Genomic DNA, 20,567 nt, shown 5'->3' with positions numbered 1-20,567 from the left:
GACCCCGACGCGCCGCGGAAGATCCCGCGCGCGCGGAATGCCGGAACCGGCGCGCGCGGGCGCCGCCGGGGCGAGTAGCGTGCCGCGCATCATCGCGGGGCAATGGCGCGGGCGCGTGCTGGCATCGCCACCCGGCAGCGCCACCCGGCCGACTGCGGAACGCCTGCGCCAGGCGCTGTTCGACATGCTGTGGCACGCCGAATGGGGCGGGCGGGAGTGGCTCGGGGCCGCGTGCGTGCTCGATGCCTTCGCCGGCACCGGCGCGATGGGGCTGGAGGCGCTGTCGCGGGGTGCGGTGAGCGCGGTGTTCATGGAGCAGGATCGCGCCGCACTCAACGCGCTCCGCGCCAACGTCGCGGCGTGCGGCGCGGAGGCGGCGGTGCTGGCCTGCGACGCAACGCGGCCTCCGCGTGCGAAGGCGCCCTGCGACCTCGTCTTCCTGGACCCGCCCTATGGCGAAGGGCTGATCCCGCGCACGCTGGCCGCACTCGGCGCGGCCGGCTGGATCGCGCCCGATGCGGTGGTCGTGGCCGAACACGCGCGCGACCAGGATATCTGGTCCGCGCCGCATGCCGATGCGCCGCCCATCGGATCGGCCGCGGCGGGCGCGCCGGATGGCTGGGCATTGCTCGCCACGCGCGCCCATGGCGCCGGCGCCGTCACGGTGCTGCGCGCCGCCTGAGCCCGGCGGCACGCGCATTGCAAGCCTCGGGACACAATGTGCCCGGAACCATCGCCATGCTGCGCCTGATGCTGTGCCTGATGATGCTCGCCGCCCCTGCCCTTGCGCAGCCGGCCTGGCCCACGCGCACCGTCGCGCTCGTCGTGCCCTATGTGCCGGGCGGGCCGTCCGACATCCTCGCGCGCGCGCTCGCCGCGCAGATGCAAAGCGCGATCGGGCAGTCCGTGGTGGTGGAAAACCGCACCGGCGCGAATGGCGCCATCGCCGCGCAATATGTCGCGCGCCAGCCGGCCGATGGGCATGTGCTGTTCGTCGCCGCCAGCGGGCTGCTGACCGTCACGCCCGCGGTGAACCCGCGCATCGGCTACGACCCCGAGCGCGATTTCTCCCCCATCACCATCGCGATCAGCGCGCCGAACCTGATGGTGGTCAACCCGCGCATCGCCGCGCGCACCCTGCCCGAGGTGATCGCCTGGCTGCGCGCGGAGCGCGGCGGCGCGGCCTATGGCAGTTCCGGCGTCGGCTCGTCCGAGCATTTGGGCACGGTGCTGTTCCTCCTCCGCGCGCAGGCGGAGGCGGTGCACGTGCCCTACCCCGGCGGTGGCGCGGCGGTGACCGACCTCGTCTCCGGCACGCTGGGATTTTCCTCGCTCAACATCGCGACTGTCGCGCCGCATGTGCAGGGCGGACGCCTGGCCGCCATCGCGGTCGGCGGCGAAGCACGCCACCCGCTGCTGCCGGAGGTGCCGACCTTCGCCGAGGCCGGCATGCCAGGCTTCACCTCCGGCTCCTGGCATTCGATCGTCGGGCCGCGCGGCATGGACCCCGCACTCGCCGCGCGCATCCATGCCGCCGTCACCACTTCCCTGCGTGCGCCCGAAACAGGCCAGCGCCTGGCGGCCACCGGCTTCCAGATCGAAGCCAGCACGCCCGAGGCGCTGACCGCGCTGATTGCCACTGACCTCGCGCAATGGCGGGAGGTGGTGCGCACGGCGCAGATCGTGGTGAACTGAGCATGCGCCGGACGCGGGGCTAGGCAACGCCGTACGGCGTTTCAGCACCTCGACCGGCGCCGCACGCCGTGGGTGAATGGCGCGACATGACGAGCGCGAACGAGAAGGCAGAGCAATGAAGATCCTTGTGGTGGGCGCCGGCGCGATCGGCGGCTATTTCGGCGCGCGGCTGCTGCAGCAGAAGCGCGACGTGACCTTCCTGGTGCGCCCAAAGCGACAGGCGATGCTCGCCGACAGCGGCCTCGTGCTGAAAAGCCCCGCCGGCGATGCCGCCATCCCCGCGCCGCCGACCGTCACCGCGGACAAGCTCGGCGGCGGCTACGACCTGATCCTGCTTAGCTGCAAGGCATATGACCTCGACAGCGCGATGGGTGACATCGCGCCCGCGGTCGGGCCCGGCACCGCCATCCTGCCGATGCTGAACGGCATGCGGCACCTTGCCCTGCTCGAGGAACGCTTCGGCGCCGGCTCGGTGATCGGTGGCATGTGCGGCATCGCCTCCACCCTCGGCGACGCCGGCGAGGTCATCCACCTCGCCCCCTTCGCCGAGATGAAGTTCGGCGAGCGCGACGGTAGTATCTCCCCGCGCATCGAGGCCTTCGCCGCCGACTGCACCGGCTGCGGTTTCGACTTCACGCCGAGCCCGCGGATCATGCAGGACATGTGGGAGAAATGGGTGCTGCTCGCCTCCATCGCGGGCAGCACGTCGCTGATGCGCGCCCCGCTCGGCGCCATCAACGCTGCGCCGGGTGGTGCTGAATTCCTCGAAGGCATCATGGCGGAATGCGCATCCGTTGCCGCCTCCGCCGGGCATCCGCCGAGCGAAGCCCACCTGGGCCGCCTGCGCGGCATGCTGCAAGCCAAGGGTTCGCGCGCCACGGCGTCCATGTTCCGCGACATCCTGCGCGGCGCACCCGTCGAGGCGGAACACGTGATCGGCGACCTGATCGCACGCGCCCCAGGGCCGGTGCCACTGCTGCGCACGGTGTTCACGCACCTCATGGCGTATTCGGCGGAGCGTGCGCGGTAGAAAAAAGCTTGGGGAATAGAATTTCCCCCAAGCTTTCTACATCGGCGGCGCGTTCGGCGCCGGCGTCGACCGCGCCCTGGTCAGCGCGCGCCTGATCTCCGCCTCCGCAGCTTCGAGCTCCTTCGCCGCAGCCTTGCGTCCGACTTGCGCTTCCTCGGCGATGCGCAGGCTGTCCTCGATGGTCGCCACCAGCGCGGCGTTGGCCTGCTTCACGGCCGAGATGTCGAACACACCGCGTTCGAGCTGCACACGGGCCTCGGCGTTGCCCTGGCGCAGGCGTTCCGCATTCGCGGTCAGCAGCTGGTTGGTGAGGTCGGTGGCTTCCTTCAGCGTACGCCCGGCCTCGCGCATGCGCCCGATCGCGAGTGCCTGGGCCAGCTGCTGGCGCCACAGCGGGACCGTGTTCGCGATCACGCTCTGGATCTTCGCGGCGAGGGCCTTGTCGTTCTCCTGGATCAGGCGGATCGATGGCAGCGCCTGCATGGCGACCTGGCGTGTCAGACGCAGGTCGTGGATGCGGCGGTCGAGCTCGTCGCGCGCGGCGCGCAGGTCGCGCAGCCGCTGGGCGGCGACCGAATCACCGCCCTGCACCTCGGTGGTCAGCGCCGGCAGGTCGTTCGTATCGACGCGCGTCAGCACCACCTCACCGGCGGCGATATGGTCGCCGAGTGCGTGGAACCAGTCGAGCGTGGCGGCGTAGAGGCGCTCCAGCTTCTCCACATCCTCGAGCAGCCGGGTGCGGTGGGTGTCGAGCCGGTCTCCGACCGCCTCCACCTGGCCGCGGATATCCTCGTATTTGCTGACGACGGCATGGGTCTCGGAGGCCGCCTTGCGGAACATGCGCGCGAACAGCCCCGGCTTTTCACCGAAGGAGGAGATGTCGAAGCCGCGCAGCGTCGCGAGCAGCGAGGCCAGCGTCTGCCCCGCCTCGCCGGCCTCGCGGTTGCGCGCGCCCTCAAGCATGGCGTCGGCGGCGGAGGTCGCACGATTCTGCGCCTCCTGCCCGAAGCGCAGGATCGAGCCCGGGTCATCGATCTTCAGCGCGGCCGAAAGGCGGGTGATCGCCGCCTCGCGCGCCGCCGGGTCGGCGACCATGGTTTCGCTCGTCGGCCTGATCTCGCTCATCGGTAACCTTCCTCGCGCAAGCGGTCCGACAGGACCTTAACCTGGACTTCGAGCGCCGCGTTCTCCTCGGCGCGCAGATGGGCGCGCAGCTCGCCCGCCGTGCGTTCGAGCTCGCCCAGCAGCGGCCCCAGCGTCTGCGGCGCGTCGGCGCCGGAGGCCATGCGATCCGCGATCCGGTCCACCCCGTCGAGATGGACGTTGAGGAAGCGGCGCGCGAGCGGCAGCCGGTCCGGACGGAGGCGCAGATCATCGAGCACGCCGCTCATCGCATCGGCCACGCGCGCAAGGCGCGGTTCGGCCAGGCGCGTGGCGGTGGCGCGCAGGCGGGTAAGGCGCGCCTCGGCCTCGCCGATGACGATGCTCTCGGGCGTGGGCACGGGCGGCGGGGGAGCGATGACGGGCTCGGGCGGCGGCGGCGCCTCCACGAAGGCGCCGTCATAGAGCAGGCGCATGCCGACGAAGGCGCCGAAGCCCGCCATCACCGATGGCAACCAGCCGAGACTGGCGGCGAGGCCGGCGGTCAGCCCCGCGGCCACGCCCACGACCGCGGCCGCGCGGCGGGTATCACCCGCCCCGCCCCGGCGCAGCATGGCGACCGCGAGCCAGACCAGCCCGATGCCGAGCGCATCGCCCACGATACGGCTGGGCCGGCCCTGGACCATCTCGACGATGAGGTCCAGCCAGAGGGGGGCGACCAGGAAGGGCAGCCCAAGGCCGCGCACGCCATCGCGCACGCGCTGGACCATGACGCCCCAACCGGGCGCGCCGGCGCGCTCCTGCATCAGCGGAAAACCGCGACGAGGGCTGGCAGCCCGAGGCAGAGACCCAGCAGCCACACGCCGGCCAGGCGCCGCAATGGTGTCGGCACCACAGCGAGCAGGCTGCGGTCATAGCCCTGGAGGAATCCTTGCCGATCGGCGCGTCGTCTGCGTTTGCCCATGATGCGGTGTAGATCGGCCATCGACCGCCTGCGATCAAGGGCGGGGCGGTGACAAGCTGCGTCGCGGGTTCATGCGCGGAGGAAGCCGAGCCGGTCAGCCTCGAACACGCCGCAGGTGAGCGAGCCGCCGCTCCAGGCCGCGGTGTCGAGGCAGATGCGGTTGGGGCGGATCACGGGATCAAAACCGGCGGTGTGGCCGTGGACGATGACGGCGCCGTGATCGCGGTCACTGTTGAGGAATTCGCCCCGGATGCGCATGAGGTCGTCGGGGTCCTGCGCGTCGAGCGGCACGCCGGGGCGGATGCCGGCATGGGTGAAGAAATAGCCGCCCGCCTGGTGCCAGAAGGTGGTGGCGTCGAGGAAATCGCGCTGCCTTTCGGTGATCAAGCCCGTCCAGCTGTCCTCGGTGCCGCCCCAGCTCAGCAGCGTGGCGCGGCCGCCGCACCAGAGCCAGTCGGCCTCCGCACCCGGCTCGCCGGCGAGGGAAGCGAGCATCATGTCCTCATGGTTGCCGCGCAGGTGCAGGGCGGCGCAGGGCGAGCCGGCGATGAGGTGGTTCACGACACCGCGGCTGTCCGGCCCCTTGTCGATGTAGTCGCCGAGGTGGATGAGCAGCGGCCGCTCGACCGGGCGCGCCTCGAGATCAGCCGCGATCATCGCGTGCATCGCGCGCAGCTTTGCGAGTGCGCCGTGGATATCCGGGATGGCGTAGATGCGTTCGCCCTCCGGCAGGCTGGCCGGCGCGTCCTGCCAAGCGATCATCGCTTCTCGCTGCGCGGGTCGAGCGCGTCGCGCAGACCGTCGCCCACCAGGTTGAAGGCGAGCACGACGAGGAAGATCGCGAGCCCCGGAAAGATGGCCAGCCAGGGCGCCTGGGTGAGGAAGCGCTGTGCCGAATTGAGCATGGAGCCCCAGGACGGCGCCGGCGGCTGCTGCCCGAGGCCGAGGAAGGAGAGCGAGGCCTCGGCGATGATGGCCTCGGCGATGGAGAGCGTGGCCTGGACCAGCAGCGGCGGGATGATGTTGGGGAGCACATGCACGAGGCCCAGCCGCCAGGGCGGATTGCCGAGCGCGCGGGCGGCCTCCACCCAATCGGTGGCCTTTGCCTCCAGCGCCATGCCGCGGGCCAGGCGCACGAAGACCGGGGAGGCGGAGATGGCGATGGCGATCATCGCATTCTCCAGCGCGGGGCCGAGGAAGGCGGCAAGGGCGATGGCGAGGATCAGGAAGGGCACCGAGAGCATGGCGTCGGCGATGCGGGAGATCAGTGCATCCACCCAGCCGCCGGCGAGGCCTGCGAGCAGGCCGATGGGAACGCCGATGAACAGCGCGACGGCGACTGAGAGGAAGCCGGCCGCGAGGCTGGCGCGGGCACCCCAGATGACGCGCGAGAAGACGTCACGGCCATTCTCGTCGGTGCCGAAGAAATAGGTGGCGGAGGGGGCGCGGCGGATCGCGCTCCAGGATGTGGCGTTGGGGTCCGCTGTCGCGATCAGCGGCGCGAGAGCGGCGCCGAGCACGAAGAGCACGACGACGATGAGCCCCGCGACCGCGAGGCGATGGCGGAGGAAGCGGCGCAGCGCGAGGCGCGCGGGGGATTGCCGCGCGGCGGGGGCGGCGATGCGTTCGGGGGGCAGCGCGTTCATGCCTGCCGCATCCGCGGATTGACCGCCATGTAGAGCAGGTCCGCCACCAGGCTGAGGGCCACGAAGATCAGCGCGGTCGCCAGCACCACGCCCTGCACCACCGGGTAGTCGCGGTTAAACACGGCGTCCACGATCAGCTTGCCGAAGCCGGGGATGGTGAATATCTGTTCGGTTAGGACCGCGCCCGCGAGCAGGCGGCCGAATTCGATGGTGCCCAACGTGACCACGGGGATCAGCGCATTGCGCAGCGCGTGCTTCCACACCACCACGCGCTCCGCAACGCCCTTGGCGCGCGCGGTGCGCACGTAATCCTGCGCCAGCGCGCCGAGCATCGCCGCGCGGGTGTGGCGCATCAGCACGCCGGCGACACCGGTGCCCAGCACGAAGGCGGGCATGATGGTGGTGGCGATGGACTCCCAAAAATCCTCGGTCAGCGAGACGTAGCCCGAGGGGGGCAGCCAGCCGAGCTCCACACTGAACAGCAGGATCATCATGATGCCGAGCCAGAAATTCGGCATCGATATGCCGAACAGCGCGATGCCGTTCGCGATCCAATCCGTGGGCGTGTCGCGCCGCGTGGCCGAAAGGATGCCAGCCGGCACGCCGATCAGCACCGCGATGATGAAGGCCATGGAAGCCAGTTGGAAGGTCACCGGCAGTTTTTGCAGGATGAGCTTCGCGACCGGCTCGCGGATGCGCCAGGAGAAGCCGAAATCGCCGACCAGCACGTTCCCGATCCAGTTCAGGTATTGCTCGGGCAGCGGGCGGTCGAGACGCAGCTCCGCGCGGATCTGGGCGAGGACCATGGGGTCACCGCGCTCCTCGCCGGCGAGGATCAGCGCGGGGTCGCCGGGCATGAGCTGCTGCAACCCGAAGATCAGCACCGACAGCACGATCAGCGTCGGGATGATCTGCGCGAAGCGACGGGCGAGCCAGCGGAGCATCAGCGCAGCCGCATCCCCTGCAGGCGCACCAGGCCATCGGGCACCGGGGAATAGCCCGTCAGGCGTGTGGAGTGGATCATGATGTTCTTGCGGTGCCACAGGTAGACGCGGCTGGCATCCTCGGCGACCGCGATGCGCATGATGTCGGCGTAGAGGGCGATGCGGCGTTCCACATCCATCTCGGTGCGGGCGGCGTCGAGCAGGCGGTCCACCGCGGGGTTGGAATAGTCGCCGTCATTCTGGCCGCCGCCGGTACGCATGAAGGTGTACATGTTGCCGTCCGGATCGGTGCGGCCCGACCAGCCGGTGAGGAAGGTCTCGTACTCGCCGCGCGAGGCCGCCTGCAGGGCTGAGGCGTATTCCATCGCGCGCAGGCGCAGCTCGAAGCCCGCCTCGCGCACCATCGCCTGGATCACCTCGCCGACCTGCCGCAGGTCGGGGTTGTTCGGCACGATCATCTCGACGGTGAGGGGGCCGGTCACGCCGGCCTCGCGCAGCAGGGCGCGGGCGGCGGCGATGTCGCGCCCCGGGGGCGCGAAGTCGCGGGCGTGGAAGGGGTTCGCGGGCGGCAGCGGCTGGCGCGTCGGCGTGTACATCCCCTCATAGACCACCTGGTTGATGGCGGTCCGGTCGATGCTGAGTTCGAAGGCGCGGCGGATGCGCGCGTCACGCGCCAGGCCGTTGCTCCCCCCCGGCCCACGGCCGAGATTGATGGTGATGCCCTGGTAGCCGATCTCCTCGACCGGGACGACGCGCAGGTTGCGGCTGCGCTGGGCGGTGCGGACGTCGTCGGGTTCCATGCGCTCGCCGAATTCGATGGCGTTGGATTGCAGGTTCGCCAGGCGGACATTGTTGTCCGGGATGGGCAGGTAGGTGACGCGCTGGAAGTGGATGTTGGCGCGGTCCCAGTATTGTTCGAAGCGCTCGACGACGATGCGTTCCTGGGCGACTCGCTCGACGAAGCGGAAGGGGCCGGCGCAGACGGGACGGGTGCCGAAGTTGCGGCCGAGTGCCTCGGCGGCGCGGGGGGAGACAATCATCCCGGCGCGATCGGTCAGCTGGGACATGAAGGCGGCGGAGGGATTTTTCAGGCGGATGCGGACGGTCAGTGGATCGACGATTTCCAGCGCGTCGATCTCGCTGATCTCGCTGCGGCGGAAGCTGCCCTGCATCGTCATGTGGCGGTTGAGGGAATAGACGACGGCGGCGGCGTCCATGCGCTCGCCGTCGTGGAAGGTCACGCCCTCGCGCAGGGCGATGCGCAGCGTGCGCGGGTCTTCCCAGGTGAATCCGGTGGCGAGCTGGGGGACGACTTCGAGGCGCTCGTTGATGTCGAACAGCTTGTCGCAGAGCGACATGTAGACGATGCGGCCGACATAGGTGCGCGACAGCGTGGGGTCGAGGATGTCGGGGTCCTCGCGCAGCCCGATGCGCAGGTTTTGCGCGCTTGCGGAGCCGGCGGCGAGCAGGGCGAGGATGAGCCAGAAAGCGCGGATCATGGTCTTGCTTCCTTGAAGAAAGATTGCAGTTGCGCAAGGCGGGCGCCGCCGGGTTCAGCTTCGGCCATCGCGGCGGGCGGGGGCAAGCTGTCCGCGAAGTGGCAGGCGACGCCGGCCTCGAGTGCGGGGCTTTCCACGCGGCAGCGGAGCTGCGCGAAGCGGCAGCGAGTGTGGAAGTGGCAGCCTGGCGGCGGGTTGGAGGGGCTGGGGACGTCGCCTTCGAGGGGTGCGGCAGCGCCGCCCTGACCAGGGACGGCGGCGAGCAGCGCGCGGGTATAGGGGTGGCGGGGTGCGGTGAAGATGGCCGCCGTGCTGCCTTCCTCGACGATGCGGCCGAGGTACATCACCGCAACGCGGTCGGCGATGTGGCGCACCACGCCGAGGTCATGGCTGATGAGGATGAAAGTAAGGCCGAGGTCTCGGATGAGGTCCTGGAGCAGGTTCACCACCTGGGCCTGGACGGAGACGTCGAGCGCGCTGACCGGTTCGTCGCCGATGACGAGTTTCGGGCCGGAGGCGAGGGCGCGCGCTATCGCGATGCGCTGGCGCTGGCCGCCGGAGAATTCGTGCGGCCAGCGGGTGGCGAGTTCGGGGCGGAGGCCGACGCGGGTGAGCATATCGGCGACGCGGTCACGCACCTGCGCGCGGGGGACGATGTTGTGCAGGATGAGGGGTTCGGCGACGGCCTGCTCCACCGTCATGCGCGGGTCGAGGCTGCCGAAGGGGTCCTGGAAGATGAGCTGCATGTCGCGCCGCCTTGCGCGGAGGGCGCGGGGGGAGAGTTTGCCGAGGTCCTCACCCTGGAAATGAATGGTGCCGCGGTCGGGTTCGATGAGGCGGAGCGCGAGGCGGCCGAGGGTGGATTTGCCGCAGCCGGATTCGCCGACGATGGCGAGGACCTGGCCTTGGGCGACGTTGAGTGTGACGCCGTCGACTGCGCGCACTGTCCCGAATCGTTTTGCGATGTCGGTTACTGCCAGCATCACCGAGTGCCCGTAGCCAAAAATAAAAGATGGGGGGTTTGGGGGGAATTCTTTCCCCCTATGCTTGTCACGCGGCCTCCAGAATTTGGCTGAGGGGCGCGCGCCAGCAGGCTGTCGCGTGGTCTGCTGTGATGGGGATGAGTGGCGGTTGTTCGGCGATGCAGCGGCTGATGGCGAAGGGGCAGCGCGGCGCGAAGCGGCACCCTGCGGGCGGGTTGCGCATATCCGGCACCGTGCCGGCGATGGAGGCGAGGCGCCCTGCCCCGCCCGCGAGTTTCGGAACCGCGCCGAGAAGTCCCACGGTGTAGGGGTGTTCGGGTTGGGCGAAGAGGCGCGCGGCGGGGGCGCGTTCGACCACGCGGCCGGCGTACATCACGGCGACGTCGTCGGCGTGGTCGGCGACGACGCCGAGGTCGTGGGTGATGAGCACCACGGCGGTGCCGGTTTCGCGCTTGAGCGTGTCGAGCAGGGCCAGGATTTGCGCCTGGACGGTGACGTCCAGTGCGGTGGTGGGTTCGTCGGCCAGCAGCAGGCGGGGGGCGCAGGCCAGCGCGATGGCGATCATCACGCGTTGGCGCATGCCGCCGGAGAATTGGTGCGGGTATTGGCGGGCGCGGCGCGCGGCGTCGGGGATGCGTACGCGTTCCAGCATGGCGATGGCCGCGTCGAAGGCGGCGCGCGGGGGGAGGTTGCGGTGGATGCGCAGCGCCTCGGCCACCTGCTCGCCGGCGGTGAAGGCGGGGTTGAGGCTGGTCATCGGCTCCTGGAAAATCATCGCCATCGCACCACCGCGTAGTGCGCGCTGGCGCTCGGGCGTGAGGGGTTCGCCGTCGAGCACGATGCGGCCGCCGATGCGGGCGCTACCCGGCAGCAGCCCCATGGTGGCGAGCGCGGTGACGGATTTGCCGGAGCCACTTTCGCCCACCACCGCGAGTGTCTTGCCTGAGGCCACGGCGAGGCTTACGCCATCGACGGCGCGCAGCGTGCCGCGGTCGGTGGCGAACTCCACGGTCAGGTCATCGATGGCCAGCACCATGTCGCACAGAGACCAACAATGCCCGCGCGCCGCAAGGGCCGTCACAGGCGAAAACCCGTCCGCCGGTACGGCCATCGCCCAAAGCGTTGGCAGGCACGGCCCGGTGCGCGGGCATTCCGGGGCTGGCCTTCCCCCGGCAATCCGTCGGAGGGTGGCCGCTCAAGGAGGATCACCGATGAGCGAGACACCCATCATCCGTCCGGTGCGGTCGGAGGACCACGCGCAGTGGCTGACGCTGTGGGATGGCTACAATGAATTCTACGGCCGCGTGGGCGCCACGGCGCTGAAGCCGGAGATCACCGCGATGACCTGGGCGCGCTTCTTCGACGGGTATGAGCCGATGCACGCGCTGGTGGCCGAACAGGACGGCGTGCTGCTCGGCCTGGTGCACTACCTCTATCACCGCACGACGCTTGCGCTGGCGCCGTACTGCTACCTGCACGACCTGTTCACGACACCGGCGTCGCGCGGCAAGGGCGTCGGCCGCGCGCTGATCGAGGCGGTCTATGCAAAGGCGCGGGAGGCGCGCGCCGCGCGGGTCTACTGGCTGACGCACAACACCAACGCGACGGCGCGCGTGCTGTACGACAAGGTGGCGGAGGAGTCGGGGTTCCTCGTCTACCGCCACCCGTTGTGAAGGCTACAGCTTGACCTTCAGCAGCGCGCCGATCTCGCCCACAATGCCGCGGCGGAAGGCGAGCACGCAGGCCACGAAGATGCCGCCCTGGATCACCGTGACCCAGGCGCCCCATTCCGCCAGGTAGTTCTGCATCGTCACAATGACGGCCGCGCCGATCACCGGGCCGAACACGGTGCCAAGGCCACCGACCAGCGTCATCAGCACGACCTCGCCGGACATGGACCAATGCACGTCAGTGAGCGTGGCGATGCCGAAGACGAGCGACTTCGTCGCACCCGCCACACCGGCGAGGCCTGCCGAGAGGATGAAGGCCAGCAACTTGTAGTCATCGGTGCGGTAGCCGAGCGAGGTCGCGCGTGGCTCATTCTCCTTGATCGCCTTCATCACCATCCCGAACGGCGAATGCACGATGCGGTGGACCAGCAGGAAACCGATGACGAAGACCGCCGCCACCACCCAGTACATCGACAGGTCGGCGCTCAGGTCGAACATGCCGAACAGCTTGCCGCGCGGGATCGCCTGGATACCGTCCTCGCCACCCGTGAAGGGTGCCTGGACGCAGACGAAATAGACCAGTTGCGAAAGCGCCAGCGTGATCATCGCGAAGTAGATGCCCTGCCGGCGGATGGCGACCCAGCCGAACACCGCACCCAGCGCCGCGCCCACCGCGCCGCCCAGCAGGATGGCGAGCTCCGGCGGCACGCCCATCACCTTCGCGGCGTGGCCGGCGATGTAGCCGCCCATCCCGAAATAGGCCGCGTGGCCAAAACTCAGCAATCCGACATAGCCGATCAGCAGGTTGAAGGCGCAGGCGAACAGGCCGAAGCACAGCAGCTTCATCAGGAAGACCGGGTAGAGACCGGCGAAGGGCGCGACGCCCAGGAACACCAGCATCACGATGAGTGCCACGCGCTGCGGGCGGGAGAAGCCCCACAGGCTGCCGTCACTGACCGGTGCGGGGATCACCCTAATGCCAGGCGCGGTGGTTTCCGAGGCCATCTACGCGGTCCTCCCGAACAGGCCGGCGGGACGCGCCAGCAGGACGATGATCATGATGACGAAGATGACCGTGGCCGAGGCCTCGGGGTAGAAAACCTTGGTCAGGCCCTCGATGATGCCCAGGCCGAAGCCGGTGATGACCGACCCCAGGATCGACCCCATGCCGCCGATCACCACCACCGCGAAGACCACGATGATGAGGTTCGATCCCATCTGCGGATTGACCGAATAGATGGGCGCCGCCAGCACGCCACCCAGCGCCGCGAGAGCCACACCCGCGCCATAGGTCAGCGTCACCATCCGCGGCACGTTGATGCCGAAGGCCTGCACCAGGGCCGGGTTTTCCGTGGCGGCGCGGAGGTTGGCGCCAAGGCGCGTCTTCTCGATCACCAGCCAGGTCGCGAGACACACCGCGGCTGCGAACACCACCACCCAGCCGCGATAGACCGGCATGAACATGAAGCCCAGGTCCCAGGCCCCCGAAAGCTCTGGCGGGATTCGGTAGGGCAGGCCGGATGAGCCGAACTCATTGCGGAACACGCCCTCGATCACCAGGCCGATGCCGAAGGTCAGCAGCAGGCCATACAGGTGGTCGAGCTTGTAGAGCCGAGAGATCATCAGCTTCTCCAGCACGATGCCCGTGGCACCAATGATGATCGGCACCAGGATCAAGGCGAACCAGTAGTTCACCCCGAACCAGTTGAGCAGCATCCATGCGGCGAAGGCGCCCATCATGAACTGCGCGCCATGAGTGAAGTTGATGACGTTGAGCAGGCCGAAGATCACCGCGAGACCCAGGGAGAGCATGGCGTAGAAGGCGCCGTTGATCAGACCCAGGAGGAGCTGGCCGAATAGAAGCGGGAGAGGGATGCCGAAGAGCTCGTCCATGGGCAACGTCCTTAGGGAAGAAAGGCTGGGGAAAAGAATTTCCCCAGACCCCATTCTTTTATTTTTTCTTACGAAGCGGGCGCAGACTCAGCTGCGGACCAGCGGGCAGTTGCCCTCGGCAAGGGGGCGGAAGGCCTCCTCGGCGGGGGTAGTCTGGACCAGCTTGTAGTAATCCCAGGGCGCGCGGCTCTCGGCGGGCGTCTTCACCTCGAACAGGTAGGACGGGCAGAGCTTGCGGCCATCGGGGCGGATGGTGCCGGCGCCGAACGCGTCATCGTCGCAGGGCATCGCCTTCATGCGGTTGATGACCTCGATGCCGGAGAGCTTCGACGCCGTGATCCCCATATCCTTGATGGCCTTGAGATAGTGCAGCGCCGCGGAGTAGTTCGCGATGGACGCCATGTTCGGCTTGATGTCGCGCAGCCGCGGCTGCAGGCGCGTGGTGACGGCGCGCGTGCGGTCGTTGAGGTCCCAGTAGAAGCTCTCCGTCAGGATCAGGCCCTGCGCCGTTTGCAGGCCCAGCGCGTGCACGTCGGGCAGGAACATCAGCAACGCCGCGAGCTTCACGCCACGCCGCGTGATGCCGAACTCGGCCGCCTGCTTAACGGAGTTGATGGTATCCGCGCCTGCGTTGGCGAGGCCGATGACCTTCGCGCGGGACGCCTGCGCCTGCACCAGGAAGGATGAAAAATCGCTCGTCGCCGGGAAGGGATACTTCACGCTGCCGAGCACGCGGCCGCCGGCATTGCGCACGAAGGTCGAGGTGTCGCGCTCCAGCGCATGGCCGAAGGCATAATCGGCGGTGATGAAGAACCAGCTGTCGCCGCCTGCGCGCACCATCGCCCCGCCGGTGGACTTCGCCAGCATGTAGGTGTCGTACATCCAGTGGATGGTGTTGGGCGAGCAAGCCGTGCCGGTGAGGTCCGACGTCGCCGATCCTGTGTTGATGTAGGCCTTGTTCTTCTCCCGCGCGACGGTGTTGACCGCGAGGCCCACCGAGGAGGTCGGGACGTCGAGCACCAGGTCCACACCCTGGTCGTACCATTGCCGCGCGATGTTCACGCCGACATCGGGGCGGTTCTGGTGGTCGGCGACGATGACTTCGACGTTGAAGCCCTGGTTGCCGAATTCCTGCACCGCCTGGCGGGTGCATTCCACGCCATAGGGGCCCGATATGTCACGATACGTGCCGGACTGGTCATTCAGCACGCCGATCCTGATCGTGTTGGCCGCCTGCGCGCGGGCCGAGCGGAACGGAAGCCCACCCAAGGCTGCGGTGCCGGCGGCGCCGGCCAGGATCGTGCGTCGTGTCGTTGTCATTCTTGTTGTCTCCCTTGCGAAAATCATGGGCCCTTGGCGGGCATGGGCGTCAGGCGCGGATCAGCGGGCAGCCCCCGGCGGCGAGCGGGCGGAACGCCTCCTCCGCCGGCGTGGTCTGCAGCAGCTTGTAGTAGTCCCAGGGCGCGCGGCTTTCGGCCGGCGTCTTCACCTCGAACAAGTGGGCGGGGTGGATCTTGCGGCCATCGGCGCGGATCGACCCGGCGCCGAAGCAGTCATCCTCGGTCGGCATCGCCTTCATGCGGTTCACCGCCTCGACGCCCGACGCCTTGGCCTGCGCCACGCCCATGTCCTGCACGGCCTTGAGGTAGTGCAGCACGCCGGCATAGCAGCCCGCCTGGGTCGAGGCCGGCTTCGCACCGCCGAGCTGGGGCGCGACGCGGGCGGTGAAGGCGCGGGTGCGGTCGTTCAGATCCCAATAGAAGGTCTCCGAGCAGACCAGCCCCTGCGCGGTGGCAAGACCCAGCGCGTGGACATCGGGGATCAGCATCAGCAACGCGGCGAGCTTCACGCCGCGGCGCGTGATGCCGAACTCGGCGGCCTGCTTGATGCAGTTGGTGGTGTCCGAGCCGGCATTGGCCAGGCCGATGACCTTGCAGCGGCTGGCCTGGGCCTGGACCAGGAAGGCGGAGAAATCGGTCGTGCCGGGGAAGGGCGTGCGCACAGCGTTCAGCACGCGGCCGCCGGCCTCGCGCACGAAATTGCCGGTGTCGCGTTCCAGCGCATGGCCGAAGGCGTAGTCGGCGGTGATGAAGAACCAGCTGTCGCCGCCCGCGCGCACCATCGCGCCGCCGGTGGACTTGGCCAGCATGTAGGTGTCGTAGGTCCAGTGCACCGTGGTTGGCGCACAGCGCGCGCCGGTGAGGTCCGAGGTGGCGGCGGTGGAGTTGATGTGGACCTTGTTCTTCTCGCGGCAGATGTCGTTCACCGCGAGTGCCACCGAGGAGGTGGTCACGTCGAGCAGCATATCCACGCCGTCGCGGTCGATCCACTGGCGGGCGATGTTCGCGCCCACATCGGGCCGGTTCTGGTGGTCCGCGACCAGGATCTCGACGTTGAAGCCGCGCGGGCCGAAATCGGCCACCGCCTGGCGGGCGCAGGCCACCGCGTTGGGGCCGGAGATGTCGCGATAGGTGCCGGACTGGTCGTTCAGCACGCCGATCTTGATGGTGTTCGCTGCCTGCGCGCGGGCACGCACAAGCGGCACCGCGCCGAGGATGGCGGCACCGGCGATGAGGCTCCTGCGGTCCATGGCTGCGATCCTTCTCAGACGCCGAGGTATTCGTGGAGGCGGTCGAGCGAGGTCAGCAATTCCTCGTTCTTCACCATGTCCACCACGCGGCCGTGCTCCATCACGTAGTGGCGGTCGGCGACGGTCTGCGCGAAGCGGAAATTCTGCTCGACCAGCAGCACGGTGAAGCCACGCTGCTTGATCTCGCGGATCATGCGGCCGATCTGCTGCACGATGACCGGGGCGAGACCTTCGGAGGGCTCGTCGAGCAGCAGCAGCTTGGCCCCGGTGCGCAGGATTCGCGCGATGGCCAGCATCTGCTGCTCGCCGCCCGAGAGCTTGGTGCCCTGGCTGCGCGCGCGCTCCTTCAAATTCGGGAACAGCGTGTAGATCTCGTCGAGGCTCAGCCCGCCCGGCATCACCACCGGGGGCAGCATCAGGTTCTCGGTCACGTCGAGCGAGGCGAAGATGCCGCGCTCCTCCGGGCAATAGCCGATGCCCTTGCGCGCGATGATGTCCGAGCGCGCCGAAATCAGCTCCGCGCCATTGTAGCGGATCGACCCGGCGCGCTTGCCGACCAGGCCCATAATCGCGCGCAGCGTCGTGGTCTTGCCCGCGCCGTTGCGGCCCAGCAGCGTGACGACCTCGCCCGGCTTGATGTCGATGTCGACGCCGTGCAGCACATGGCTCTCGCCGTACCAGGCCTCGAGCCCGCGCACGGCGAGCAGCGCGTCGGTCTCCGCGCGGATCATGCCGTCAGCCATGCGCCGGCACTCCCACGCTGTCGACCTCGGTGCCGAGATAGGCCGCGATCACTTCCGGATTGCGCGAGACGGAGGCGTAGTCGCCCTCGGCCAGGATGCGCCCGCGCGTGAGCACGGTGATCTGGTCGCACAGGCCGGCCACCACCTTCAGATTATGCTCGACCAGCAGCACGGTGCGGCCCTTGGCGACACGCTTCACCAGCGCGACGATGCGGTCCACATCCTCATGCGTCATGCCCGCCGTCGGCTCGTCGAGCAGCATCATCACCGGGTCGAGCGCGAGGGTCGTCGCGATCTCCAGCGCGCGCTTGCGGCCATAGGGCAGTTCGCCCGCCGTGATCGTGGCCCAGGGGATGAGACCCACATCCTCGAGCAGTTCGCGGGCGCGGTCGTCGTAGCGGCGCAGCAAGCCGTCGGCGCGCCAGAAATCGAAGCTGCCGCCGCGCTGACGCTGCAGCGCAACGCGCACATTCTCCAGCACCGTCAGATGCGGGAACACCGCCGAGATCTGGAAGCTGCGCACCAGGCCGAGTCGCGCCACATCGGCCGACTTCATCGCGGTAATGTCGCGTCCGTCATAGGTGATGGTGCCGCGCGTGGGCGGGAGGAATTTTGTCAGCAGGTTAAAGCAAGTCGTCTTGCCGGCGCCATTGGGCCCGATCAGCCCATGGATGGTGCCGCGCTTGACCCGCAGGCTCACGTCGCTGACCGCAACGAAGCCCCGGAATTCCTTCGTCAGGCCCACCGTCTCGAGAATGATATCCGACACGTGCCCTCCTTCCCTTACGTCCCGGCGTCATTGCGCCGGTTGTGTGTGTTGTCGTGTTCTATGGCGGTGCCGCGCGCGCGACGCAAGGCGGCTATGCATCCACGCCGGCATTAATTCGCACGGCGAAGCGACGTTGTGGTCACGGGTCCCGGTGGGGCGCCCCGGCAGGCGGCGCCCGCACCCCGGCGGCGGCTATTCCGCCGCGATTTCCTCGGGCGTGACGACCCGGTCCGTGACCTGGGCGAGTTCGAGCATGAAGTCGACCACCTTCTCCTCGAAGATCGGCGCACGGAGGCCTTCGGCCGCCTGCGGATTCTTGCGGAAGAAGTCGATGACCATCTGCTCCTGGCCGGGGTACTTGCCGGCTTCCTGGCGCATCGCCCGCTGCATCTCCTCGGCCGAGACCTGGACGTTGTTGGTGCGCCCGATCTCGGAGAGCATCAGGCCCAGGCGGATGCGGCGCTCGGCGATCGTGCGGTATTCCGCCTTGAGCGTGTCGTCATCCTTGCCGGCATCCTCGGCATCGGGCTTGCCCGCCTTGCGGTCTTCCTCGATGCGGTCCCAGATCGCCTTGAACTCGGCCTCGACCATGCCCTCGGGCACCTCGAAGCTCGCCTGCTCGGCGAGCTTGTCGAGCAGCACGCGCTTCACGCGCATCCGGCTCATCTGGTCGTATTCGCGCTGCATCTGCTCGCGGATGACGGCCTTGAGCGGCTCCAGCCCCTCGAAGCCGATGCCCTTGGCGAGCTCGTCGTCGATCGGCTTGACGATGGTGCGCTTGAGGCCCTTCGCGGTGATCGCGAAGACCGCTTCCTTGCCGGCCAGGTCCTTGGAGCCATAGGCCATGGGGAAGGCGACCTGGATGTCGCGCGCCTCGCCGGGGCTGATGCCCTCCAGCTGCTCGGCGAAGCCGGGGATGAAGTTGCCGCCGCCGATCTCGATGGGCGCGTCCTCGGCGGACCCGCCGGGGAAGGGCTCGGCCGGCACGGCGTCGCCCGCCATGTAGCGCGGCAGGGCGATGCGCAGCGTGACCGGGCCGCCGGCCACGATCAGCACGGGCCGCGTCGCGGAGGCGTCGCCGGTCAGCGTGAAGCGCGCCTCGGCACGGTCCGCGCCGAACGGGGCGAGCGCAATGGTAAGCGTGCGCAGGATGCCATCGGCGCCGATCTCCTGCACGCCGAAGGACACGGCCGCGCCGCCATCCTGCACCGACAGGCGTGCCGAGAGCTCCGCCTCGCCGGCCGTGAGCGGCACCGCGCCGCTCAGCGCCACGGCGCCATCGGCGAAGCTGAGGTCCACATAGGCGAACCCGCCATCGCGGCCGGAGCCGACCACGGTGATCGCCGCACCGTCGATCGCCTCGAAGCCGGTCGGCAAGGTCGCGGGCGCGGCCGCACCCTCGACGCCGGGATTGGCGATCAGGTTCGGCACCACGCGACCCACGAAATCGGCCGAGACCACGTCACCGACCACGGCAGGGCGAACCTCGGCAATGTCCTCGAAGCCGCGGTTGCGGCTGGCGATGTTCTCCAGCGCCTTGTGAATCGCCTCCTCGGAGGGCTCCGCCTTCAGCCGCTCGATCGCGATGGACGAGAAATCAGGCATCGGGATCTCGGGCAGGATCTCGAAATCCATGCGGAACTCGAGGTCTGCGCCATCGGCGAAGTTCACCACCTCGATCTTGGGCTGCTGCGCCGGGCGCAAGCCGCGGTCGGTGACGACCTGTCGCGACGCCTCCTCGACCGACTGCTCCAGCACCTCACCCATCACGGCCTGGCCATAGCGCTGCTTGACGATATGCGCGGGCACCTTGCCTGGCCGGAAGCCTGGGATCTTCATGTCCTTGGCGAGCGCGCTGAGCCGCTTGTCGCGATCCGCGGCGATGGAGGTCGCCGAGACGGTGATGGAAAAAGCCCGCTTGAGGCCCTCATTCGCAACTTCGGTCACCTGCATCGGACGTCACACCTGCTCGCTGAAATACCGGAAGGCCACAGGGAGGCGCTGGTGCGGGCGGAGGGATTTGAACCCCCACGGCTTGCGCCACTGGAACCTAAATCCAGCGTGTCTGCCAATTCCACCACGCCCGCGACGCGCCTGCGGCCGAGAAGAGGGGGCGTGTAGCGCGGTTGGCGCGAATAGCAAAGCAAGGCGGGGGAAAAGAATTTCCCCCGGACCCCCATTCTTTCTTTTTTTGCTAACCGCGAGACGGGGTACCAGCGACAGGCTTGAAACAGACTGGTCGGCCGACTAGTCTCGGTGCATGGATACCAACATCGGGGCCTACGCGGCCAAGACGCATCTCGGGCAGCTGTTGGATCGGGTGGAGGCTGGGGAGACCCTGACCATCACGCGCAATGGCAAAGCCGTGGCCAAGCTGGTGCCGGCGAACCCACCTGTCGCATCCGGCACCGCCATCGTCGAAAGCCTCCGCGCCTTCCACGAACAACTCCGCGCGGACGGCGCGAAGCCCTTCACGACCGAGGAAATCCTGGACCTTGTCAAAAGCGGGCGGAAATACTGACCGCGTTCGTTCTCGATGCATCCATCGCTGTCGCGGCCACGCTGCAAGACGAAACCAATCTCGCCGTCGCCCTGCACCTGATGGGCGAGGCCGAACGCCTCGGCGCCGCAGTTCCCGCATTGTGGCCGACCGAACTCGGCAACGCCCTGCTCGTCGCCAGCCGCAGGGGTCGCATCTCGGATGACCAACTACGCGACGCGCTCCGTCGCCTCCTGGCCCTCAACCTGCGGATCGAGCCCGCCGACCCCGTAATCCTCTGGGAAGGCCCGATCACCCTCGCCCTGCGCCACCGGCTGACGCTCTACGACGCGACCTACCTCGATCTCGCCATGCGCCTCGGCGTGCCGCTGGCAAGCTTCGATGCAGCGCTGCGCGCAGCGGCCACGGCCGAGGGGATCACCCCCCTGCCCTAGCCCGGCAACGCCTCCGCGGAAGCATCCAGGACCACGCGCTCATCCACTGCGGGCCAGAGGGCACATCGGTCTTGCGTCCTGGTCATCCTTGATGTGCTCTTGGGGC

22 protein-coding genes and 1 tRNA gene are annotated in these 20,567 nt (G+C 68.7%); 6 read left to right on the top strand and 17 right to left on the bottom strand.

Features of this window, described 5'->3' with window-relative positions; genetic code table 11:
• The first annotated feature begins 79 nt into the window (after positions 1 to 79).
• From rsmD to panE, 3 genes are all read left to right on the top strand, one after another.
• Entirely contained in the window at positions 80 to 682 is a 603-nt protein-coding gene (gene rsmD / locus GXW79_RS06825; RefSeq protein ID WP_408901543.1) for a 16S rRNA (guanine(966)-N(2))-methyltransferase RsmD, read from the top strand.
• 38 nt (positions 683 to 720) lie between these two features.
• Positions 721 to 1,695 carry a Bug family tripartite tricarboxylate transporter substrate binding protein gene (locus GXW79_RS06820; protein WP_211873593.1) on the top strand — a complete coding sequence of 325 codons (975 nt, stop codon included), beginning with the start codon at positions 721 to 723 and terminating at the stop codon, positions 1,693 to 1,695.
• A gap of 115 nt (positions 1,696 to 1,810) precedes the next feature.
• Complete coding sequence (gene panE / locus GXW79_RS06815) at positions 1,811 to 2,725, top strand: 2-dehydropantoate 2-reductase (protein ID WP_211873592.1); 915 nt, start codon at positions 1,811 to 1,813, stop codon at positions 2,723 to 2,725.
• Between the two features lie 36 nt (positions 2,726 to 2,761).
• Here the strand turns inward: panE and GXW79_RS06810 are convergent, their stop codons facing one another.
• From GXW79_RS06810 to GXW79_RS06770, 9 genes are all read right to left on the bottom strand, one after another.
• Entirely contained in the window at positions 2,762 to 3,850 is a 1,089-nt protein-coding gene (locus GXW79_RS06810; RefSeq protein WP_211873591.1) for a toxic anion resistance protein, read from the bottom strand.
• Positions 3,847 to 4,632 carry a hypothetical protein gene (locus GXW79_RS06805; protein WP_211873590.1) on the bottom strand — a complete coding sequence of 262 codons (786 nt, stop codon included), beginning with the start codon at positions 4,630 to 4,632 and terminating at the stop codon, positions 3,847 to 3,849. Before GXW79_RS06805 ends, GXW79_RS06810 begins: the two co-directional genes overlap by 4 nt.
• Positions 4,632 to 4,811 carry a hypothetical protein gene (locus GXW79_RS06800; RefSeq protein WP_211873589.1) on the bottom strand — a complete coding sequence of 60 codons (180 nt, stop codon included), beginning with the start codon at positions 4,809 to 4,811 and terminating at the stop codon, positions 4,632 to 4,634. The genes GXW79_RS06805 and GXW79_RS06800 overlap by 1 nt, the downstream gene beginning before the upstream one ends.
• A 48-nt stretch (positions 4,812 to 4,859) precedes the next feature.
• Positions 4,860 to 5,552: a metallophosphoesterase gene (locus tag GXW79_RS06795; protein WP_211873588.1), complete on the bottom strand. Its 693-nt coding sequence runs from the start codon at positions 5,550 to 5,552 to the stop codon at positions 4,860 to 4,862.
• Positions 5,549 to 6,436 carry an ABC transporter permease gene (locus tag GXW79_RS06790; protein ID WP_211873587.1) on the bottom strand — a complete coding sequence of 296 codons (888 nt, stop codon included), beginning with the start codon at positions 6,434 to 6,436 and terminating at the stop codon, positions 5,549 to 5,551. The genes GXW79_RS06795 and GXW79_RS06790 overlap by 4 nt, the downstream gene beginning before the upstream one ends.
• Complete coding sequence (locus GXW79_RS06785; protein WP_211873586.1) at positions 6,433 to 7,380, bottom strand: ABC transporter permease; 948 nt, start codon at positions 7,378 to 7,380, stop codon at positions 6,433 to 6,435. The genes GXW79_RS06790 and GXW79_RS06785 overlap by 4 nt, the downstream gene beginning before the upstream one ends.
• Positions 7,380 to 8,879, bottom strand: coding sequence for an ABC transporter substrate-binding protein (locus GXW79_RS06780; protein WP_211873585.1), 1,500 nt, complete (start codon positions 8,877 to 8,879; stop codon positions 7,380 to 7,382). The genes GXW79_RS06785 and GXW79_RS06780 overlap by 1 nt, the downstream gene beginning before the upstream one ends.
• Positions 8,876 to 9,823 carry an ABC transporter ATP-binding protein gene (locus GXW79_RS06775; protein ID WP_367614824.1) on the bottom strand — a complete coding sequence of 316 codons (948 nt, stop codon included), beginning with the start codon at positions 9,821 to 9,823 and terminating at the stop codon, positions 8,876 to 8,878. The genes GXW79_RS06780 and GXW79_RS06775 overlap by 4 nt, the downstream gene beginning before the upstream one ends.
• A gap of 106 nt (positions 9,824 to 9,929) precedes the next feature.
• On the bottom strand, positions 9,930 to 10,973 hold the full coding sequence (locus GXW79_RS06770) for an ABC transporter ATP-binding protein (RefSeq protein ID WP_211873583.1): 1,044 nt from the start codon (positions 10,971 to 10,973) through the stop codon (positions 9,930 to 9,932).
• Positions 10,974 to 11,073: 100 nt separating this feature from the next.
• Between GXW79_RS06770 and GXW79_RS06765 the strand changes: the two genes are divergently transcribed.
• Complete coding sequence (locus GXW79_RS06765; RefSeq protein ID WP_211873582.1) at positions 11,074 to 11,535, top strand: GNAT family N-acetyltransferase; 462 nt, start codon at positions 11,074 to 11,076, stop codon at positions 11,533 to 11,535.
• Between the two features lie 3 nt (positions 11,536 to 11,538).
• On the opposite strand, the gene GXW79_RS06760 is transcribed toward GXW79_RS06765, so the two are convergent.
• The 8 genes from GXW79_RS06760 to GXW79_RS06720 form a co-directional block, all read right to left on the bottom strand.
• A complete protein-coding gene (locus tag GXW79_RS06760) occupies positions 11,539 to 12,537 on the bottom strand; it encodes a branched-chain amino acid ABC transporter permease (RefSeq protein ID WP_211873581.1) in 999 nt (332 codons plus the stop codon).
• Positions 12,538 to 13,425: a branched-chain amino acid ABC transporter permease gene (locus GXW79_RS06755; protein WP_211873580.1), complete on the bottom strand. Its 888-nt coding sequence runs from the start codon at positions 13,423 to 13,425 to the stop codon at positions 12,538 to 12,540. It lies immediately after the preceding gene.
• Between the two features lie 87 nt (positions 13,426 to 13,512).
• Positions 13,513 to 14,745: an ABC transporter substrate-binding protein gene (locus GXW79_RS06750; RefSeq protein WP_211873579.1), complete on the bottom strand. Its 1,233-nt coding sequence runs from the start codon at positions 14,743 to 14,745 to the stop codon at positions 13,513 to 13,515.
• Positions 14,746 to 14,794: 49 nt separating this feature from the next.
• Positions 14,795 to 16,015 (bottom strand): ABC transporter substrate-binding protein, encoded by a 1,221-nt coding sequence (locus GXW79_RS06745; RefSeq protein ID WP_211873578.1) that lies wholly within the window; start codon positions 16,013 to 16,015, stop codon positions 14,795 to 14,797.
• A 14-nt stretch (positions 16,016 to 16,029) separates the two neighbouring features.
• Positions 16,030 to 16,758, bottom strand: a complete 729-nt coding sequence (locus GXW79_RS06740; protein WP_246503779.1) for an ABC transporter ATP-binding protein — start codon at positions 16,756 to 16,758, stop codon at positions 16,030 to 16,032.
• On the bottom strand, positions 16,751 to 17,527 hold the full coding sequence (locus tag GXW79_RS06735; protein WP_211873577.1) for an ABC transporter ATP-binding protein: 777 nt from the start codon (positions 17,525 to 17,527) through the stop codon (positions 16,751 to 16,753). Before GXW79_RS06735 ends, GXW79_RS06740 begins: the two co-directional genes overlap by 8 nt.
• A 192-nt stretch (positions 17,528 to 17,719) precedes the next feature.
• Complete coding sequence (gene tig, locus GXW79_RS21760; protein WP_367614823.1) at positions 17,720 to 19,480, bottom strand: trigger factor; 1,761 nt, start codon at positions 19,478 to 19,480, stop codon at positions 17,720 to 17,722.
• Between the two features lie 49 nt (positions 19,481 to 19,529).
• A tRNA-Leu gene (locus GXW79_RS06720) sits at positions 19,530 to 19,614 on the bottom strand.
• Positions 19,615 to 19,787: 173 nt separating this feature from the next.
• Between GXW79_RS06720 and GXW79_RS06715 the strand changes: the two genes are divergently transcribed.
• Both GXW79_RS06715 and GXW79_RS06710 read left to right on the top strand, forming a co-directional pair.
• Complete coding sequence (locus GXW79_RS06715; protein WP_211873576.1) at positions 19,788 to 20,048, top strand: type II toxin-antitoxin system Phd/YefM family antitoxin; 261 nt, start codon at positions 19,788 to 19,790, stop codon at positions 20,046 to 20,048.
• Positions 20,042 to 20,461 carry a type II toxin-antitoxin system VapC family toxin gene (locus GXW79_RS06710; protein WP_367614825.1) on the top strand — a complete coding sequence of 140 codons (420 nt, stop codon included), beginning with the start codon at positions 20,042 to 20,044 and terminating at the stop codon, positions 20,459 to 20,461. The genes GXW79_RS06715 and GXW79_RS06710 overlap by 7 nt, the downstream gene beginning before the upstream one ends.
• Positions 20,462 to 20,567 lie beyond the last annotated feature (106 nt).

The organism is Plastoroseomonas arctica, assembly GCF_018128965.1.
GTDB lineage: Bacteria > Pseudomonadota > Alphaproteobacteria > Acetobacterales > Acetobacteraceae > Plastoroseomonas > Plastoroseomonas arctica.
The sequence above is the reverse complement of the archived record's forward strand: the minus strand, read 5'-3'. Positions and strand labels throughout refer to the sequence as shown.